This is a genomic window from Leptolyngbya sp. FACHB-671 (genome assembly GCF_014695745.1).
In the GTDB taxonomy this organism is placed as follows: Bacteria; Cyanobacteriota; Cyanobacteriia; order Elainellales; family Elainellaceae; genus JAAUTN01.
Genome location: NZ_JACJOV010000133.1, coordinates 1 through 16890, shown reverse-complemented (window position 1 = coordinate 16890; position 16890 = coordinate 1). Strand labels below are relative to the sequence as shown.

General features: G+C 49.5%; 16 protein-coding genes. 7 read left to right on the top strand and 9 right to left on the bottom strand.

Features of this window, described 5'->3' with window-relative positions:
- Nucleotides 1–121: 121 nt before the first annotated feature.
- The gene (gene cbiD / locus H6F93_RS19960) at nucleotides 122–1255 is read left to right on the top strand and encodes a cobalt-precorrin-5B (C(1))-methyltransferase CbiD (protein ID WP_190684335.1); all 1134 of its coding nucleotides are present in this window, start codon (nucleotides 122–124) and stop codon (nucleotides 1253–1255) included.
- 117 nt (nucleotides 1256–1372) lie between these two features.
- Entirely contained in the window at nucleotides 1373–2980 is a 1608-nt protein-coding gene (gene guaA / locus H6F93_RS19955; protein WP_190684332.1) for a glutamine-hydrolyzing GMP synthase, read from the top strand.
- A 241-nt stretch (nucleotides 2981–3221) separates the two neighbouring features.
- On the opposite strand, the gene H6F93_RS19950 is transcribed toward guaA, so the two are convergent.
- From H6F93_RS19950 to H6F93_RS19935, 4 genes are all read right to left on the bottom strand, one after another.
- Nucleotides 3222–3419 carry a hypothetical protein gene (locus tag H6F93_RS19950; protein ID WP_242043535.1) on the bottom strand — a complete coding sequence of 66 codons (198 nt, stop codon included), beginning with the start codon at nucleotides 3417–3419 and terminating at the stop codon, nucleotides 3222–3224.
- Between the two features lie 7 nt (nucleotides 3420–3426).
- Nucleotides 3427–4227 (bottom strand): pyrroline-5-carboxylate reductase, encoded by an 801-nt coding sequence (gene proC, locus H6F93_RS19945; protein WP_190684329.1) that lies wholly within the window; start codon nucleotides 4225–4227, stop codon nucleotides 3427–3429.
- Nucleotides 4228–4436: 209 nt separating this feature from the next.
- Nucleotides 4437–5024 (bottom strand): cell division protein SepF, encoded by a 588-nt coding sequence (locus H6F93_RS19940; protein ID WP_190643978.1) that lies wholly within the window; start codon nucleotides 5022–5024, stop codon nucleotides 4437–4439.
- 677 nt (nucleotides 5025–5701) lie between these two features.
- Nucleotides 5702–6382: a YggS family pyridoxal phosphate-dependent enzyme gene (locus H6F93_RS19935; RefSeq protein WP_524537978.1), complete on the bottom strand. Its 681-nt coding sequence runs from the start codon at nucleotides 6380–6382 to the stop codon at nucleotides 5702–5704.
- 320 nt (nucleotides 6383–6702) lie between these two features.
- Between H6F93_RS19935 and H6F93_RS19930 the strand changes: the two genes are divergently transcribed.
- From H6F93_RS19930 to H6F93_RS19920, 3 genes are all read left to right on the top strand, one after another.
- Entirely contained in the window at nucleotides 6703–7071 is a 369-nt protein-coding gene (locus H6F93_RS19930) for a response regulator transcription factor (RefSeq protein ID WP_190644127.1), read from the top strand.
- Nucleotides 7072–7196: 125 nt separating this feature from the next.
- Nucleotides 7197–8111 carry an alpha/beta fold hydrolase gene (locus H6F93_RS19925; RefSeq protein ID WP_190684326.1) on the top strand — a complete coding sequence of 305 codons (915 nt, stop codon included), beginning with the start codon at nucleotides 7197–7199 and terminating at the stop codon, nucleotides 8109–8111.
- Nucleotides 8112–8160: 49 nt separating this feature from the next.
- Entirely contained in the window at nucleotides 8161–8862 is a 702-nt protein-coding gene (locus H6F93_RS19920) for an esterase/lipase family protein (protein WP_190684322.1), read from the top strand.
- A gap of 13 nt (nucleotides 8863–8875) precedes the next feature.
- Here H6F93_RS19920 and H6F93_RS19915 read toward each other — a convergent pair whose 3' ends face one another.
- The gene (locus H6F93_RS19915) at nucleotides 8876–9064 is read right to left on the bottom strand and encodes a ribbon-helix-helix domain-containing protein (protein WP_190643975.1); all 189 of its coding nucleotides are present in this window, start codon (nucleotides 9062–9064) and stop codon (nucleotides 8876–8878) included.
- Nucleotides 9065–9206: 142 nt separating this feature from the next.
- Here H6F93_RS19915 and map point away from each other — a divergent pair, with 142 nt between their 5' ends.
- Entirely contained in the window at nucleotides 9207–10064 is an 858-nt protein-coding gene (gene map, locus H6F93_RS19910; RefSeq protein ID WP_524537977.1) for a type I methionyl aminopeptidase, read from the top strand.
- Here map and H6F93_RS19905 read toward each other — a convergent pair.
- The 3 genes from H6F93_RS19905 to H6F93_RS19895 all read right to left on the bottom strand — a co-directional run bounded on the left by H6F93_RS19905 (nucleotide 10059) and on the right by H6F93_RS19895 (nucleotide 14460).
- Nucleotides 10059–11801, bottom strand: a complete 1743-nt coding sequence (locus tag H6F93_RS19905) for an ATP-binding protein (protein ID WP_190684320.1) — start codon at nucleotides 11799–11801, stop codon at nucleotides 10059–10061. The genes map and H6F93_RS19905 overlap by 6 nt on opposite strands.
- A 362-nt stretch (nucleotides 11802–12163) precedes the next feature.
- Entirely contained in the window at nucleotides 12164–13489 is a 1326-nt protein-coding gene (locus H6F93_RS19900; protein WP_190684317.1) for a HetZ-related protein, read from the bottom strand.
- Nucleotides 13490–13815: 326 nt separating this feature from the next.
- Entirely contained in the window at nucleotides 13816–14460 is a 645-nt protein-coding gene (locus tag H6F93_RS19895; protein ID WP_190684314.1) for an L-threonylcarbamoyladenylate synthase, read from the bottom strand.
- Between the two features lie 127 nt (nucleotides 14461–14587).
- Between H6F93_RS19895 and larC the strand changes: the two genes are divergently transcribed.
- On the top strand, nucleotides 14588–16045 hold the full coding sequence (larC, locus tag H6F93_RS19890; RefSeq protein WP_190684311.1) for a nickel pincer cofactor biosynthesis protein LarC: 1458 nt from the start codon (nucleotides 14588–14590) through the stop codon (nucleotides 16043–16045).
- Here larC and H6F93_RS19885 read toward each other — a convergent pair.
- Nucleotides 16042–16494: an ATP-binding protein gene (locus tag H6F93_RS19885; RefSeq protein ID WP_190684309.1), complete on the bottom strand. Its 453-nt coding sequence runs from the start codon at nucleotides 16492–16494 to the stop codon at nucleotides 16042–16044. The two genes, larC and H6F93_RS19885, sit on opposite strands and share 4 nt — an antisense overlap.
- Between the last annotated feature and the right edge of the window lie 396 nt (nucleotides 16495–16890).

The window sequence follows — 16890 nt, the reverse complement described above, 5'->3', positions numbered from 1 at the left end:
TTCTCACTCCGACACACTTGTGATAACTGCCCTTCTTCCATCGTACAGAAAGCATCGAGGCTGTATATGAGGCTAGGCTGAGATGTTTGTATAACTATAGCGGTCTGATACCGTTTTCATAATGACCCGTGACCCTCTCGCTTACTCTAAAGCACGCCCAGGATATACGCTGCCTGTGTTTGCTTGTGCTGCTGCGATCGCTGCACTGCGGCGCATTCATCAAGTTACTTCCCCCATTTCATCGGTATTGGTCGATCTAGTGGAGCCCTCAGAAACGGTTGAGATTCCAATCGAGCAAAGTGCTAGCCTTCGTGCCGATGCTGCATTAGCGATTGCTTACAGCGATCCGGGAGACAATCTGGATTTGACTCGCGATACTCCCATTTGGGCACTCGTGGAGTTTGGATTGCCAGAACAGACGGAGGCGATCACCCTTCAAGGAGGTGAGGGGATTGGACGGCATGATCAGAACGACAAGCCCGCAATTTATGCCTATGCTCGTCGGCTGCTGCACGAGAACTTGAGCCGGGAACTGGAGCCAGGAGAAAAGATTCGAGTGACAATCATTTTGCCAGAAGGTCGGGCACTGGCTGAACGCACCTCTAACGCAGCTTTTGGCGTAGTCGAAGGCCTTTCCTTGCTGGGAACTTCGGGAATTTCCCAACCACTCAGTGCGCCAGATCAGCTTGCTGTTTACCGAGAAACGTTGCGACAACGAGCAGAATATGACTGTCTGGTGTTTTGTGTGGGCGAAAATGGGCTGGATTTGGCGAAGCAGATGGGTGTGAAGGGCGATCGCCTGCTCAAAACTGCAAACTGGCTTGGTCCGATGCTGGTCGAAGCCGGACTGCAAGGAATTCAAAAGATTCTGCTATTTGGCTATCACGGCAAGCTGATTAAGCTTGCAGGAGGCATTTTTCACACCCACCATCATGTCGCCGACGGACGACAGGAAATCTTTGCGGCTCATGCTGCCAATCAGGGATTGCCGACCGCAGACGTACAGCTTGTTTTTAAAAGCCCGACCGCAGAGGCAGCACTTCAGCACCTCCGCCACCTCGACTCGACCACCGGAAGTTGCTGGGTTGAGCAAATTTATGGTGCGATCGCCCAGCAAATTGACCAGCGATCGCACACCTACATTCATGCTCATAGCGATCGCCGGGTTCAAGTTGGCTCTATTTTGTTTGATCGCGATCGCCAAATTGTCGTTCAAAGCAAAATTGGCTCCACATTCCTCACTCAGGTTTGTTAAGCTAATCAGAATATCGAATTTCCTACACAAGCTTTATAAGTTCCCTTCGTTTCACAAAGTTGTTTCTTATAAGTTCCGTTATCTTTGTCCACTACTGACTTTCATCAGGACTCATCGGTGACTCTACAAACTGAACAACCGCCGTATACGCCATCCGTAGAACGGCTCGATCGCCAGATGATTGTGATTCTGGATTTTGGCTCTCAGTATTCTGAACTGATTGCCCGACGCATCCGTGAGACTCAAGTCTACTCAGAGGTGCTGTCCTACCGCACTACGCCTGAGCAGCTTCAGCAGCTTAACCCCAAAGGCATCATTCTCTCCGGTGGTCCCAACTCGGTATATGACGCAGGTGCGCCTCATTGTGACCCGGGTATCTGGGGTTTGGGCATTCCTATTTTGGGCGTGTGCTATGGAATGCAGCTGATGGTGCAGCAACTTGGCGGCGATGTAGAGCGGGCTGAAAGAGGAGAATATGGTAAAGCCTCGCTCCGCATTGATGATCCAACGGATTTGCTGACCAATGTAGAAGATGGCACCACAATGTGGATGAGTCACGGTGACTCGGTGACTCGATTGCCTGAAGGGTTCGAGCTATTGGCCCATACCGAGAACACCTCCTGCGCGGCGATCGCCCACCACGATCACAAGCTGTATGGCGTTCAGTTTCATCCTGAAGTTGTGCACTCGCTAGGTGGGTTAGCGCTGATCCGCAACTTTGTCTATCACGTCTGCGAGTGTGAACCAACTTGGACAACTGACGCATTTGTCGAAGAGTCAATTCGGGAAATTCGCGCTAGAGTCGGTGACAAAAGGGTGCTGTTGGCCCTATCAGGTGGTGTAGATTCTTCTACCCTAGCTTTCTTACTGCACAGAGCAATTGGCGATCAGCTAAGCTGCGTATTTATCGACCAGGGCTTCATGCGAAAGTATGAGCCAGAGCGGCTGGTCAAGCTGTTCCAGGAGCAGTTTCACATTCCGGTCGAGTACGTCAATGCTCGTGAACGATTCCTCCAGAAAATTGAAGGAATCGACGATCCCGAAGAAAAACGAAAGCGGATCGGGCATGAGTTTATCCAAGTATTTGAAGAAGAATCCAAGCGTCTCGGACCATTTGACTATTTGGCTCAAGGAACGCTTTACCCAGATGTGATCGAGTCGGCCGACACCAACATTGATCCCCAAACTGGAGAGCGAGTTGCGGTCAAAATCAAAAGTCATCACAACGTTGGCGGGTTACCTAAGGATTTACGCTTTAAGCTAGTAGAGCCATTGCGAAAGCTGTTTAAAGACGAAGTTCGCAAGCTAGGGCGATCGATTGGTTTGCCCGAAGAAATCGTAAGACGACATCCATTTCCTGGTCCAGGCTTGGCAATTCGGATCTTGGGTGAAGTCACAGCAGAAAAGTTAGATATCTTGCGAGACGCAGACTATATCGTGCGGCAAGAAATCAACCGACAGGGTGTATATCACGATTATTGGCAGGCGTTTGCAGTTTTACTCCCTATCCGCAGTGTTGGTGTGATGGGCGATCAGCGCACCTACGCTTATCCAATCGTGTTGCGATTTGTCTCTAGCGAAGATGGCATGACCGCTGACTGGTCACGAGTTCCTTACGATTTGCTGGAAACCATTTCTACGCGGATTGTGAATGAAGTTAGGGGCGTTAACCGTGTTGTGTACGACATCACGTCTAAGCCGCCCGGCACAATCGAGTGGGAATAGTGCTGTCTACCTTGGGATGTGTACATCGTCACAGTTTCCCAAAGTTTTTTGTGGAAAACCTACGGAAAGCTGTGGAAAACTAGATCGTTCTGTGGAAAACTTTTGGGGGTTGGGGAAAAGTCCGTTCTCTGATCCCCAATTCTCATTTGTAATATCTTCCCCATTTGAGAAAGCTGGTTACCAGATAGAGAATGACGGCTGAGCCGATGATAGCGAGAAAGATGGGAACCCCTTCAATGCTTCAGTTTAGGAAGCTGTAGTTGATGCCATAGCGCTGTCGCAACAGCCCAGTTCCCCATTCGCCTAGCCAAACTCCAGTTAGCCCGATCACAATCATGCCGATTAGCTTGCCCGGAATGCGGCGAGGAATCAGGATGGTAGCAATTCCGGCACAAAGAATGGCAATCACAATCTGAACAATCAGATGGGGAATGTCCATTGGAGTGTCAGCCTCCTAACGCCTGCGATCGCCGATAAGCTGCAACCACCGCTTCGATCAGGGCAGAGCGAAAGCCTGCTTTTTCCAAGTGAGCAATTCCGGTAATCGTTGTACCACCAGGGCTGGTAACTCCATCTTTCAGTTCGGCGGGGTGCATTCCTGTAGATTGCAGCAGTTCGGCAGTGCCACGCACAGTTTGTAGTGCTAGTTGAGCAGCGATCGCCCTCGGCAACCCTGCCGCCACGCCGCCATCGGTCAAGGACTCAATCATCACTGCCACGTAGCCTGGTCCAGACCCCGACAATCCGGTGACTGCATCCATCTGAACTTCTGACACCTCAACGACTTCACCTACCGCCCGAAAAATTTGCTGCGCTAGCTCTAGATGAGAAGGTTGAGTGTGTTGTCCAGGAGCGATCGCCGTCATACCTGCTCCCACTCGTGCTGGCGTATTGGGCATGGCTCGAATCACGGGCTGCCCTGGAAACGCCGCTTCTAATTGACTGAGCGGTGTACCTGCCAGAATCGAGATTACGACCTGCTCCCTGAGAGTAGGCTTTAGAGTGGCAGTAACCGTTTTGAAGAGTTGAGGCTTAATTGCGAGTAGCAACGTTTGTGCGTCTGACACAACAGCCTGGTTATCTGCCGTAACGCCAACCCCATATTCTTTTGACAAAAAATCTTGACGCGATCGCTGAGGATCGCTGACTAGAATTTGGTCAGGTGAATAAACTTGCTGCTGAACCAGGCGAGAGAGCAGAGCTTCTCCCATTACGCCGCCGCCAATAATGCCAAGCTTTACAGACACCTGGACGACATTCTCCTGATGCTTAACAAATTACCAAAGAAAAAATAAAGCAGTTTCAAACAACCAAACATTCGGGCTGGTGAAACCTTTGAAGTGCGATCGCAGGAACAATCCTTAAACCAGTTCACCTTTAGTTCACCAACCCGCAGTTAGCTCAACCACCGCTTGCCTCCAACGGATGGATTCTGACTTTCAACAACCCTTGCGTTTTAAGCCATGCGAGCCTGATCGCTGCCAGTCCATGCAGGTGCAGGAGTGGTTGGGCGAGCAGTTCTAGGTTGAGGCTGGTGAATTGGGATGTCGTTTGGAACGCCCAGTTGAGTGCTGACTTGAACGCAGTTAGGTGTGAACAAAAAGATGCTTTCACCAATTCTTTCTTGATGACCGTCAATTGCGTAGGTGCCGCCTGCCACAAAATCTACAGCACGCTGCGCCTGATCTGGGTCCATGATGGTCAGGTTCAGCACAACAGACTTGCGCTCACGCAGTGCCCGAATCGCTTGGGGCATTTCTTCAAAGGTGCGCGGCTCCATCACAACTACCTCAGACATGCCATTTACAGCACCAGGCATTCCGATTACATTGCTCATGGTTGGTGTGGCTCCGGGTTCAGTAGAAAGCATAGCCCGCTCTCTTAGACGACGGCGGCGAGGTTCTTCTTCTTGAACAGGGTGAGCGTTCTCTTCTTGGTAGAGATTCTGGTACTCTTCACCATCCATTTCGTCATACTCATATTCATAATCGACTGGGTCGTTTAGCCCAACAAAATCTCGTAGCTTTGTGAAAATATTGTTCACTGTTCGCGCTCCATAACGACTACTAGGGTTTATTCAAAGAGAAGAGCCTTTGGCCAAGTGGCAAATATAGAAAAAGTCCAGATTTTTGAAGAATCGCCTCAGGTCTCAGGTCTTGGGGCAGGATCAAACAAGAAATTAACGATCTTCACCCCTAGAATGGAATCACAATCACCCTGTTTTAGTGCTGTAGATTTGAGTCATCAGTATACATCAATTTCTTGAATCCAATACCTTAATTGCATTGACTTTCGGAAAATTCGAAATCCAGCCTCAAACCCTTCATTCATTTGCTAGAGAATTTTAACCAATTCATTTGAAATTGAGCAAATTTAGAAATGCTGATTGGTGACTGAACGGTTGCAATCTTACAATACCTCCTGGCTTAAAGATTAAGCTGCAAAAACGTATTTTGTTTTGCTGTCTAACCACTGATAAGTAGTGCTGATTTATAGAACCACGTGTTTAGGTATTGCACTACACAATTGAGGTGATTCGGTAATGCCTGTAAGCCAGCAATGGTGCCTGTTAAGAACCTTCTAGCATTGGATTCAGCGATTCGATTCCTACAGGCTAAAGCCAGTCTAAAATATTGAACCGCGTTCTCAAGTTTATAGTAGCCTTTGGTTTCGACAGCCAATGCTGAGTTCAATACTAGGGGTTGAGAAAGGGCGATCGCCTCATGCTCGTTCCCCAAACAAGATTCGTCCCAGACGAATCATCGTCGCTCCTGCTTGTACTGCTAAGGGATAGTCTCCTGACATCCCGATCGATAGCTCTTGCATTTGGATATTGTGCCAACTTTGCTGGCGAATCTTCTCAGCTAAGTCGTGTGTTTGAGTGAACACAGAAAGGGTTTGATGGGGGTCTAACCCATAGGGGGGAATTGCCATCAATCCGACAATATTCAAGTGAGAATATTGGTCCAGCTGCGGCAAATCATCCAATAATTCAGAAATAGTCCAGCCATACTTGTTTGGGTCTGGCAAGATTTTTACCTGAAGGCAAAGATTCGGTTTTTGGGGTAAGTTTGCGGCAAGTTGGTCTAACCTCTGGGCAAGCTTGAGGCTATCAAGCGAATGAATCCATTGAAATAGCTCCAGTGCCTTTGCCGCTTTGTTGGTTTGGAGGTGCCCAATCAAGTGCCATCTGATATCAGTCAAATCTTGAAGTTGGTCTTGCTTCTGGGTGGCTTCTTGAATACGACTTTCACCAAAGTCCCGCACTCCAGCAGCATAAGCATCTCGCATTGCCTCAACGGAAACCTGCTTGGTCACGGCAATCAAACGGGTAGAAGGGGGAAGCGTTTGCCGAATTTGAGCAAGGCGTTCTGCGATCGCACTCATTGTAAGAAAAACCAAACCCTAATAGGCGTTACTAAACTACAGTGGTCTTTTTGTAAAAGTTTCCTTCATAACTTCATAAAAGGAATTTCTACGAGACCAAATCTAAAGGCTTTCTAAAGAAGAACTAGAAATCACTCCCAAGTAATACTATGCGGGGTCCCAGAAAATTTATACCTGAAATAAGGGTATTTCAGTGCATCTAAGTGTGCCTCCATTTGGGAGGACGCTGTGACTGCCAGATTCATTGTTCGTCAAGTTTATTGAAAGCGATGAGTTAAGGCAGTCGCAGCTAAAGCTGTTCTTCGGTGTGATCAACAAAAAGGTTGTTTGATGTGATGCGTTCCTCAGGCTATCAAATTTTAGTAGTGGATGATGTTGAAGACAATTTGCTCTTACTGCAAATGTTTTTAGAGGCAGAAGGGTATGGCGTTGAAACTGCTGATAACGGCAGTGCAGCGATCGCCAAGGTCGAAGCTTCACCCCCCGACCTGCTTCTGCTGGATATCATGATGCCAGACATGAATGGCTATGAGGTGACACGCCACATCCGCCACAACAAGGCACTCTCTATTCCGATTATGCTGGTGTCTGCTCACGATGAAGCCAACGCCACTGAGGGCTTAGAGATTGGAGCGGATGACTTCATCCGCAAACCTATCGACTTTGACGAACTGCTGACCCGGATTCGAGCATTTATTAAGTAGAGCGATCGCCTGCTCAGACAATCTGCTTAGACAATCCAGGTGTTGAGGTTACGTCTCCCCTTGACAAAACAGCAATGCCAGGAAGCAGTATTATGAAGGTAGTTTAAGAATCTTTAAAAACTACCGTGACGACTCAGCAACTTGGCCCTGTCAGCCCCTTTCCGCTGCTGGATTGGACCTGGAAAGGATACCGGATTCGTTATACCGCTGTAGGTAGCGGTAGACCTTTGATCTTAATTCACGGGTTTGGGGCGGCGATCGGACACTGGCGCAAAAATATTCCCGTTCTGTCCGCAGCAGGTTACCGTGTATTTGCACTGGATTTACTGGGCTTTGGTGGCTCTGAGAAACCGCCTCTAGACTACAACCTGGAGCTATGGGAAGAACTGCTCAAAGATTTTTGGACTGAGCAGGTACAGCAACCTGCCGTGTTCGCAGGTAATTCGATTGGCGGATTGCTGTGTCTGATGGTGATGGCTCATCATCCCGAAATCGCAGCAGGTGGCGTTTTGCTGAACTGCGCTGGAGGGCTAAATCACCGTCCTCAAGAGTTAAACCTGCCGCTCAGAGTTGTGATGGGTACATTCACGAAGTTGGTTAGCTCGGATGCAATTGGCCCACTTTTGTTTAACCGAATTCGTCAAAAGACCCGATTGCGGCAAACCCTGCTTCAGGTGTATCGCGATCGCCAAGCTGTAACAGACGAGTTAATTGACCTGATCTACCAGCCTTCGTGCGATCCGGGCGCGCAAAAAGTGTTTGCCTCTATCCTGACTGCTCCCCCAGGTCCTTCACCCGAGGAACTGTTGCCTCTGGTAAACGCTCCGCTGTTAGTGCTGTGGGGAGAAGCAGATCCCTGGACCCCGATTAAGGGCGCGAGAATTTATCAAGATCTAGCAAAGCAGGCAGTTGATGCAGGGCGTAGCGTACAATTTGCTTCAATTCCCAATGCAGGCCACTGTCCCCACGATGAATGTCCAGACAAGGTTAATCAGCTCATGTTGAATTGGCTTAACGTTAAGTTTCCCACAGGGACATAATCTAAACGTTTCTGCACTTTCTAATAGCCCCTAACAGCCCCTAATTTCCATGTCTTTACCGACTGTGATCTTGCCAGGATATTTAGCTGGCGCAAATGCTTACTTGGAGATGGAGCGAGCTCTGGGAGATTTGGGTTTTCCCACTACCACTGTTCCTTTAAAGCGGCGAGACTGGGTGCCGACCCTGGGCGGCAGGTCAGTGACTCCGATTTTGCAGCAGCTTGACCAGACGGTAAAGCGGGTAATGCAGCAGTATGGCAGCGATCGCATCAATTTGGTCGGACATTCAGCAGGCGGCTGGATCTCGCGGATTTATCTGGGCGAAAAGCCGTATAGCGTGCATCCAGCAGATAAAAACCGGGTTTGTCTATGGCAAGCCCACCCGACCGTAGCGACCCTAGTTACATTAGGAACGCCCCAGGTTAGCCGCGAACGTTGGACGCTGAGAAACCTGGACTTTGTTAAAAACAACTATCCGGGCGCATTCTACCCATCTGTTCGCTATGTTTGCGTGGCGGGAAAGGCTCTGTATGGCGATCGCAAGTGGCAAAACTGGTTTGCCCACAGTAGTTATGAGATGACCTGCGGCACGGGTGGCTGCTGGGGAGATGGCATCACGCCTGTCGTGGCAGCCCATCTAGAAGGTGCAGAAAACCTCGTGTTAGAAGGCGTGTTTCACTCGCCGCGTCCTGGAAGACTTTGGTATGGCTCTCCTCAAGCGCTAGAAGTTTGGGCAAAGTACCTGGCGTGAATTTACAGCCTGGTTATTTTGTTTCAGCATCGACAGCTTCCGGTTGCGATTGCTCACGGCGTTCTTGAAGGGCGCTGCCAATCAGCTTGGAAACTAACCATGAGATAGAACGCTCTTCTGCCTCTGCCCATTCCTCTAATTCTTGCTTCCATTCGGGAGGAACGTAAGCCGTCACTCTATCTAGATCTGTCTTGCCGCCCATACTTTGATGTTGCCTGCGTTGAGAGATAGGATGCTTACTGTATCTTATCTTAACGCCTCAGCCTACGCTCTCACAGCATAGCTTACTCCTTGCTATTCCTTGCTGTGTTATGCTGTAACAGCAGTTCGTCAGGTTGAAAGCGATGAAAGAAGATAGGCTTCAGGTTTGGGAAAAACAGTTGAAGCAGCGATCGCCCGCCGAAAAAAGTTTGCCGCTGATGCGATCGCAGCCCTCCAAAGGACTCGTCCTGCTTTCTGACAAAGAGCTAGACAAAATGCGTCGGGTAGGTCGCCTCGCGGTTGAGTTGCTGAATCACCTTGAACCGATGGTGCAACCAGGAATCAGCACTCAAGCCTTAAATGACGAAGCAGAACGGTGGACTCAAGCACACGGAGCAACCAGCGCTCAGCTTGGCTACACTCCCCCTGAGCATCCTCCCTTTCCTGGCTCAATCTGCACCAGTGTCAACGAAGTGATTTGTCATGGTATTCCCAGTCGCCAACAAATTCTCAAAGCAGGAGACATCGTCAATATTGACGTTACACCTCTCCTGGAGGGCTATCACGGTGACACCTCCAGAACATTTTTTGTAGGAAATCCTTCCCCCTCTGCCCAAAAGCTGGTTCAGGTGACTCATGAGTGTATGCTGCGAGGAATTGCTGAAATCAAACCAGGAGCACGCATCGGTGACATCGGAGCAGCTATTCAAGCACACGCGGAGGCAAATGGCTTTGCAGTGGTTCGAGATTTTGTCGGTCACGGCGTAGGCAGGCAGTTTCACACAGAGCCTTCTGTTCCCCATTTTGGTCAACGCGGGCGCGGGTTACGGCTCAAACCCGGAATGGTGTTTACGGTGGAACCAATGCTCAACGAGGGGACGTATGATTTCAGAATTTTGGGCGATCGCTGGACAGTAGTTACCAAAGACGGCAAGCTCTCCGCCCAGTTTGAGCATACGGTCGCTGTCACCCCTGATGGAGTAGAAATCTTGACTTTATAAGCATTCTTGTGTTTCGAGATCGAGGGGCAACCGCAGGGTAAAACAGCTTCCCTTGCCCAGTTCTGAAACAACAAGGATATCGCCCTTGTGAAGCTGAGCGAGTTTGCGGGCTAAGGCTAATCCTAAACCCGTTCCTTCGTAGCGGCGATCCAACCCGCCATCTAACTGCTGGAAAGACTGAAATAGTTTCGTTTGATTGGCAACTGAAATGCCGATGCCTGTATCGATTACGGCAAATTCGACAAAGCCTTCTCGCTGCCCAACTTCTAGACGAACTGAGCCGGCAGTCGTAAACTTAACTGCGTTAGAGAGTAGATTAAATAGAATTTGCTTGAGTCGTCGCTTATCGGCGGTGCAAGTCATTAAGTTTGGATCGATGTCCAGGCTCAGCTGTAGTTTGCGATCGCTTGCCAGTTCTCGAATCATGCTGATGCAGGCTTCACAGACTTCCTGAATGACGACGGGCTCAAACACTAGTTCTTCTTTGCCCGCCTCAATTTTAGACAGATCCAACAAATCGTTGATCAGTTCGAGTAGGTGCTGTCCACAGGAAGAGATGCCGTTAACATACTGCAATTGTTTCTCATTGAGCGACCCAAACACTTGTTTTGAGAGCAGGCTAGAGAAACCCAGTATTCCGGTTAACGGTGTCCGTAGTTCATGACTCATATGTGTCAGAAATTCAGTCTTAGCGCGATTGGCAGCGTCGGAGAGCAATTTTTCTTGCTCTAGCTGTTGGGTGCGTTCTTGAACCAGTCGCTCTAGATGTTCATAGCTCTGGGCATTATAAAGAGCGATCGCCGTCTGCTCGGCAATTCGCTGAAGCAGATGAATTTCGGCCTCTGTGAACGTTCTGTAGGCGGTCGTCATTTGCAGAACCAAGCCGCCAAAGAGCTGATCGCGAATAAAGATCGGCACTCTGAGCACAGAGAGCGTTTGCGTTGCCTGCACTTGGGCTTGATAGTCTGGAGCGCGAGGACTCTCTAAAAATCTGGGTGCGTGCAGCACTCGATACCATGATGTTTCCGAGTTTGGCACTAAATTCTCAGGTAGCACCGATAAAAGAAGCTTGAAGTTTTTAACAGAAGGAACCTGGTCATTAGCTCGCCACTCATTCAAGACCTTTACGTATTCAGAGTCAAGCGAGAAAATGGTCACCCGATCAACGCCGAAGCACTCTCCCGTGCGAGTTACAATCTGCTGCAGAATATAGTCTGGATCGAGGCTGGAATTAAGAGATTGGCTAATCTGGTTAAGCAACTGCTCTCGCTGAGCTTGCTGTTGGATCTGGGCGATCGCCTCCTGCTTTTGACGACGCAGGGCAACTTCCTGGAGCGATCGCTCCAGCACCGTCGGCAGCCGAAACAACCGATCTTTCAATACATAGTCTGTCATTCCTGCTTTGATGCACTCTACTGCGGCCTCTTCGCCCAGCGTCCCGGTCATCAAAATCAGGGGAATGTCCTGTTTCGACTGCTGAAGTAGCTCCAGAACCACATACGCGTCAAAACCAGGTAACCGATAGTCAGACAGCAGCGCATCATAGGTGTGCTGCTCTAAACACTGTTGGCAATCAGCGATCGTGTCTACATTGTCGTAAGTAATTTGAAGACCTGCTTCCTCAAGCGTGATGATTGCCAGATTCAGGTCTGCTGGTGAATCTTCAACAATCAGCAGATGAAGCAACTGTTCTGACTGTAGCGAGGGCATCGGTTCGGCAAGTTGGTGCTCTAACATAGCTTAATTCCCCCATCCCTATTCCTATAAGAAAGGATGCCACTACATTTTCTTTCATGACTGAAGTTCAGGATTAAGGTAGAGACAAGAGCATAGAAACTCTTCTCTTTTATGCCCTCTCAAGCAGAGAATACCCACTCATTAATAGACGTAAACACAGGTTTAAGTTTTTTTAGGAACGAAGCCTTGAGATGAAGCTTTTTTATTACTTTGAAACTTTTCTAAGCTCTCCTATACAATGCTTTGCCCCTGTACAAGAAATATTTACCCTGATGGATTTTGGTTTAAGTTGCAGGTACAAGTTGCACTGCGGTTCTGTAATGGGAACATCACTTTAAGAGCACTTCAAGAGCGTTGGTAGATTAATCTACGTTGCTGTGGTTGCGGGTTTGCCAAGCTAATTCTAGGATCTGTACCCAGCGCTTGTGGACCTGCTTAGGAGTGCATTTGAGCGTTTTGGCGATCTCTTCGTCAGAGCGAGGGGACAAAGTGTTGGGATTAACGGGACGCTGCTCTCCAATCTGCATTCCTTTGAGCTGCATTAATTGGCGCTGTTCGGGCGATAGCCGCTCAACAAAAGCTCGCCATTCTTTTTGGGGCATTCCCAGATTTTGATCCAGGTCTGCACCGAGCCACTGATGTACCAACTGCCAGCGATGAGAGCGAGCAAACTTTTCAACATGATACTTAAATCGCTGCTGTAAGTAGTCGCGCTGGCGGGCAGACAGTCCCAAAATTGAGTCAATTTCAGGAGCAGACAGGTCTTGCAGCTTCAGGGTGAGATAGTCGATGCAGTCAGACTGTCCCTGAGATTCTAGATATTGCACCAACTCGGTAACTACGCGATCGCGCAATACCGATTCTGCCGGATCAGTTGCATCTGCAACCATTTGCTCTCGCACCTGCTGCACTACGGGGGCGCGGCTGTAAGCTTCTGCCTCTTCGCCTTTAGCAGACTCAACCGCCATCTCAATATCGAGGGCTGTTTCTGGAGGTTGGCGGCGAGAAAAGCCTTGAGCTCGCAGTACCACCAACTGCTGATTGCGATGTCCTGGTAGCGTGATCCGACGTTTGGCGTACTGTTCAGTGAATGCCATGTATTCCGCCAGTTCTAGCCGTGTGCGGGGGCTATAGTTCTCAGGGAGCTGGTTCTCTCGCCGGAAGGCTTTTAGCACCTCAATATAGAAGCCCTGCAAGAAGTCTTCGATCAGGCTGTAGCGTCCCTGAAACCCTAGCTGCGCTCGACTGGTTGCCACATGACGATAGACAATCGCACTCAAATGGCTGTGTAGATCGACCCTGCCACGCCGGGAGCCTAGCCGATAATATTCGATGCACTTTTGTAGCCGATGGCGGGCCAGGGTGTTTTGCCAGGACTGAATTTGACCCGAGGTTTGAATGCGATCGCTTTTTGCACAAATTCGCTCAACCTCGGTTGCAATGCGGGTTGCGACCGCCTCAGCGCTTGCCGATAAAGTGTGAATTTCTGCTTGAAGTTCAGAAAGTATGAGTTGCACCAGCCTGATGGTTTGCGATCCGGGTTGGACTTGAGAATTGGAGGCGTTAAACTCGTCGTTTGCAGATTCAACGGAAGCAATGGACTGATCATCAGGTTGCAGCCCTATGTGCAGGGCATCGCCTTCATTCTGGCTAGAGGAGCCAGCAGAATTCACAGGTTCGACATTCATGGCTTGACCTTGGGTGATGCACGTTAACAAGTGTAGAGAATTGGGGGCAAGGGAGCGTTTAGGTTTCACCCTCCCAACCGACTACACTTTGACTTTATGCGGCTATGCCAGTTTACTGTGACAGTCGTGTGTCACTCTTTGAATTAGCCTTCGGGGTAGCTGTCTGGGCCGGAGTCGATAGAAGGGGCGATCGCTCCTTCTAGGTGGCTAGCTCTCCTATCAAACCCTTTGAGAATCAGCTCCATACTAAATTCTGCCGAAAGTTTTTATCCGGCAACAAAGTCTTCCAATCCTGCGTCTGCATAGGACAATCGGCTAACTGGTTCTTAACTTGCCTCTACAGCCCATGCCGCTGCCGCTTCCCATCCCAATCCTTTTCGGGTAATGACGGGTTCCTTTCCGGTCAAATCCAGCATCGTGGAAACCTGATAGCCAACCGGCTCACCGTCCTCAATCATCACGTCGACCAACCCATCGAGCTGGTCAAACAGCTCTGCCTTGGAAATTTGGGTGTCAGCCTTGTGACAGGCGGTCGGTGCAGAAGTTGAAATAATCGGGTTGCCCAAAGCCTGAAGCAACGCCTGACAAATAGCATTATCAGGAACACGAATGCCTGTCGTCTTACGCTTTGGGCTCATCACCAGTCGGGGAACCAGCTTGGTCGCAGGCAACAAGAAGGTGTAGGGTCCAGGAATCAGCCGTTTGAGAGTGCGGTAGGCTGAATCCGTCACATAAGCATAGCTAGCAATGTCAGATAGCGAAGAACAAAGGAAGGTTAAGGGTTTGTCGCTGGACAGTTGCTTAATCTGCCGTACCCGCTCCACTGCCGATTTAACATTGAGATCACACCCGATCGCGTAGACTGTATCCGTTGGGTATAGCAACACTGCCCCGTCTCGCAAAGCGTCCATAATTTTCTCTATCCAACGCATTTGAGGCGTGTCCGGATGGATTGTAAAAACCGTTGCCATAATTTTCTCTTAGGACTTTTAACTGCAAACCGCCACACTGCTTGGAAATTATCTTTATAAGAACCGGGGAGAGCCCCAAAGGGACGCTTCCCTGGTTCTTAATTGTGTCTATCGGACTTATTAAACTATGAAGAAACTAGCGTATTTGGAGTGCCCAACGGGTCTGGCTGGAGATATGTGTTTGGGTGCTCTAGTGGATGCAGGCGTTCCACTAGACTATTTAATTGACAAACTCAAGCTACTGGGAATATCTGAGGAATATCGCCTCTGGACAGAACAGGCTCAGCGCAATGGTCAGCGAGCAACCAAAGTGCATGTCGAATTAGTCGCGGCGGCTAATCTTCCTACCCAATCAAACCTGGAAGTAGGGGTTGATCCCACTCCTACGTTTGATCGCACTCGCTTTCCCATGATATCGCCACGCAGTTCCGATCCAGGCAGTCATAGTCACGATACCCATAGTCGAGGCAGTCACAGTCATGATGCTCATGGTCATGGCGATCGCCCTCACGACTCAACCAACCCTGCTCATGGCACTCGTCATTTGCCAGAAATTGAGGCGATGATCCGAGCCGCAGGGTTACCTGCAAGAGCAGAAGCCTGGAGTCTAGCCGTATTTCGTCAGTTGGCAGAGGCAGAAGGCGCAGTACACGGTATTCCGGCGGACCAGGTTCATTTTCATGAGGTGGGAGCAACGGATGCGATCGCCGATATTGTAGGCACCTGCCTCGGGTTAGATTGGCTGGGAATTGACCAACTCTACTGTTCACCCTTGCCAACCGGCGGTGGCACAATTCGAGCGGCACATGGACGGTTACCTGTACCTGCACCTGCCGTCCTCAAGCTATGGGAAATGCGCAAGGTGCCAATTTACAGCAATGGCATTGAGCGAGAACTGGTAACACCAACTGGGGCTGCGATCGCCACTACCCTTGCTGTTCAGTTTGGTGCTCCTCCCACCATGACGCTGCAACGGGTTGGACTCGGTGCAGGCTCTCGCGATTTGCCCATTCCCAACATCTTGCGGCTCTGGTTGGGTGAGGGACCAGGAACTACAGAAGAAACCAAGCTGACCTTCCATACCAACCCATCGCCGGAGGCTCCACCCTCACACTCCCCCACTTCCACCCTCCCATCCCAACAATCCATTGCAGTGCTAGAAACCCAAATCGACGACCTGAATCCACAGGCGATCGGCTACATCTTTGATGCTCTGTTTGCAGTAGGTGCAGTAGACGTATTTACGCAGGCGATTGGAATGAAAAAGTCGCGTCCTGGCATTCTACTCACAGTTATTTGTCATCCGGAGGGGGTGCAGCAGTGTGAAGCCGTGATCTTTCGGGAAACCACAACGTTAGGAATTCGTCACGCTGTTCAGCAGCGCAGCGTTTTGCATCGAGAGATGCAGACAGTGCAGACAACTCTAGGAGAAATCAGGGTGAAAGTGGCTTGGGGGGAAGGAGGGGCGATCGCCAATGTGCAGCCAGAGTACGAGGACTGTGCAGCTTTAGCAAAAAAGCACACCATTCCCTGGCGTGAGGTTCATCAGCTTGCTCTGACAACCTGGCAGCAATCCAAAAACTAGTGCCCTAAAGAGAGCTTTGAACGGCTCTTAATCTGCTTACAAAGCCTTAATTCCGTGCCCTGCTGATTCCAGTGAACCTGATCAAAAACTTGATGAAGGATAAAAAGCCCTCTGCCACATTCACCTACCTGTTGAATATCTTTGCCCTCAGGGCGGTCAAGCGTATGGGAACAAGTAGGAGAAAACCCAGAACCTTGATCAGAAATGACCCACCAGTATTCGTTTTCTAGAATGTAAAATTCAACCAAAACCGTTTTATTTGGATCTAGCTTGTTACCGTGCTTGGCAGCATTGACCAGAGCTTCTTGTAATCCAAGTCTGACTTCCGCTCGCCATCGAGCCGGAACATCCGTCATGAGCAGATCTAAAACGGGACAGAGATGAAGAGTGGAGGCGAAGCTAACTGTGCCCCACTTGCGTCCGGTCGGGCGCAGTGAGATGGCAATCACAAGAAAAACCTCACAGTTTCAGGGGTATAAAACAAACATTTCCTGACCTTATGCAGCAGCATACTCAGTTCTGGAGGCTTTCAGGGACAATTATTGAAATAACTCTGCAAATAGCTACAAGTTAACCCGATCGAATGTCAAGCTAACCGAAGCTATCGCAATTAGAATAAGCAGCAAGACTTATCCTTTAAAGCTAACTCTCGCAGTATTTGCTAGAGCTTAAGCCCATATATTTAAATACTAACATATCTATCTTGGCGCCCATATTCTGAGAAATGCTTACAACTGGAGTTTAGACTAATCAGAAATTAGCGCAGCTCGTGTTTCAGTGCTGAGCCAGGTTCGAGAGATAGAGTGCTGAACGCTTAGGCAGAGATAGGAGTCGGTTTTCTGCGT